This window comes from Bacillus cereus group sp. BfR-BA-01316 (genome assembly GCF_022664195.1).
Lineage (GTDB): Bacteria > Bacillota > Bacilli > Bacillales > Bacillaceae_G > Bacillus_A.
Window position 1 is genome coordinate 1 of record NZ_JAKUGX010000070.1, and the last position, 2,192, is coordinate 2,192.

Genomic DNA, 2,192 nt, shown 5'->3' on the forward strand with positions numbered 1-2,192 from the left:
TTTTTGAGGGGGCTCCCTCGCCGGTAGGCAGGGTCAAACGGGTACCGTTTGACAACCACAAGAGGGTCTGGGACAGTAAGTCTGTCAACTCCTTAATGCTCCTTCACTTCACTATCGTTTCGTTTTGTCCGCTTACCGTTGACAGACACGAGAGGATATTTTCTTATTAATATAAAGAAATATCCATGCTACTATATTCTTAATAATTACATAAGGAGTTTCAATTAAATGAACAAGAAAAAAATAGGTTTATTTATTTTAGTAATCATTATTCTTTGGTTTGTATTTCCTCTTTCACCTTATTTAGCAGATTTAAATCATACAGAACAAAAGCTATATGATAAATTACAAAAATCCCAAGATATTTATACACTAAAAGAGCAAAAACCTAAAACAGTAGTAAGATTATATTTACATTCAATACAAGAAAAAAATTATGAAACAACTTATCTTTTCTATAAAAATGATGAAAAAATGACCGAGGAAAAGAAACAATTTTTAAAAGAGGCACCTGAATTTCATGAAACAATTCTATCATCTTTTAGATTTGCAAGATCATCTGTAGTAATAAACGAAGATTACAAGGATTCCGCAGTTATTAATATGCCCCCATGGATAGGTACAGACATTCAATTCCATATGTATCAAAAAAATGAAACATGGTTTATATACGACGTTCCTTTTCAATAATTGAATAACATATCTTATTCAAAAATAGCCTATTAAGTTTTTTCAGAAAGTAGGAAAAGATAAATGAAAAAAATAGTGTTAGGAATATTGTTTATATTTGTAGGTGTGTGTATCTATTTTGTTTTAATAGAACCTGAAGAAAAAATAAAACTAACTTCTGATACGATCTCAAAGATAAGATATCTAGAAACAGATTCGGTTGCTGAAGGTATTATTAAAGATTATGGTCAAGATGCAAAAGATGTATTTCAAAAACTAACAAGTTCAAAAAAGGTTGTATCAAAAACAGATTTTTGGAAGAAAAAGCTTTTCGAAAACTCTTCTAATATTTCTCAGCGTACTATTGAGTTTTCATTAGATAATGGAGAAAAGATTACATTTGAAATATTGGCTTTTGGTATAGAAGGACATAATAACGAATCGTATATTCGACGTACAGGAGATTCTACTATTTATCACTTAAATGCAGAGCATACTGAAGAGATACTGATGCAATTTACTAATCGTTAATATTGATAATTATTTTAGACCTAAGATCATACTGCTAAACACATCTATTAACACTATCTTGAAAAGCACTTGTGAAACTATCAAAAGTGCTTTTTATTTTTCATTAAAACGAATGTAAACTTTTGAATATTAGTTTACTTTCAGTGATAGAAGTAGAACCACATGCCCATCAACCCAATATTTTGGAGTACCTCCAAAAAAAATTCACCTCAGATACAACAAAAGAGCCTTACCTCTATAGGTAAGGCTTCACTAGTATAGTTGTATATATTTACATAACAATTAAGAAACATAAAACATATAATACCAAGTAGCAGAACCCTAATATTCCGCCTATAGCTAGTACCTGTTTAACCCAGCTCTTGAATTTCAGATTACTGTCAATAATCGCTTGCACTCTTTCCATATTCGTTTCCTCCTATTAAGGAGAACCCTTAAAGACTCTCACCTCGCTATGGTACCATTAAAGAATGACTAATAGAGGTCTAAATGTATAATATTGCCCTATATGCAATATTGCATATAGAAATGTATTGTTATAAATGTAAGCGCTTACTATAATGAAAGCATAAAGATAAATCACATCTTAGCATCAACAACAGAGGAGGAAATACTATGACAATCGCAATGGCAGTTTTAAAATTTGTAGGTGGAATCATTCCATTTGTACAAGAACTTTTAAAAGCAGTAATGTAAATTCATTATTCCGCAATTATTTATAAAAATTATCATACCTTAATACGAAAAAAAAGGAGGAAATAATATGGCAATCGCAATGGCAGTTTTATCATTCTTAGGTGGAATCATTCCATTTGTACAAGAACTTTTAAAAGCAGTAATGTAAATTCATTATTCCGCAATTATTTATAAAAATTATCATACCTTAATACGAAAAAAAAGGAGGAAATAATATGGCAATCGCAATGGCAGTTTTATCATTCTTAGGTGGAATCATCCCATTAGTAGGAGAACTTTTAAAAGCAGTAATGTAA

At 30.3% G+C, this 2,192-nt stretch carries 3 protein-coding genes; 2 read left to right on the top strand and 1 reads right to left on the bottom strand.

The features are described from left to right. The first annotated feature begins 228 nt into the window (after window positions 1-228). The gene (locus MR071_RS24910; RefSeq protein ID WP_242238233.1) at window positions 229-690 is read left to right on the top strand and encodes a hypothetical protein; all 462 of its coding nucleotides are present in this window, start codon (window positions 229-231) and stop codon (window positions 688-690) included. 63 nt (window positions 691-753) lie between these two features. Then, entirely contained in the window at window positions 754-1,200 is a 447-nt protein-coding gene (locus MR071_RS24915; protein ID WP_242238234.1) for a hypothetical protein, read from the top strand. 271 nt (window positions 1,201-1,471) lie between these two features. On the opposite strand, the gene MR071_RS25525 is transcribed toward MR071_RS24915, so the two are convergent. Continuing rightward, window positions 1,472-1,606 (bottom strand): hypothetical protein, encoded by a 135-nt coding sequence (locus MR071_RS25525; protein WP_255835799.1) that lies wholly within the window; start codon window positions 1,604-1,606, stop codon window positions 1,472-1,474. Window positions 1,607-2,192: the final 586 nt, after the last annotated feature.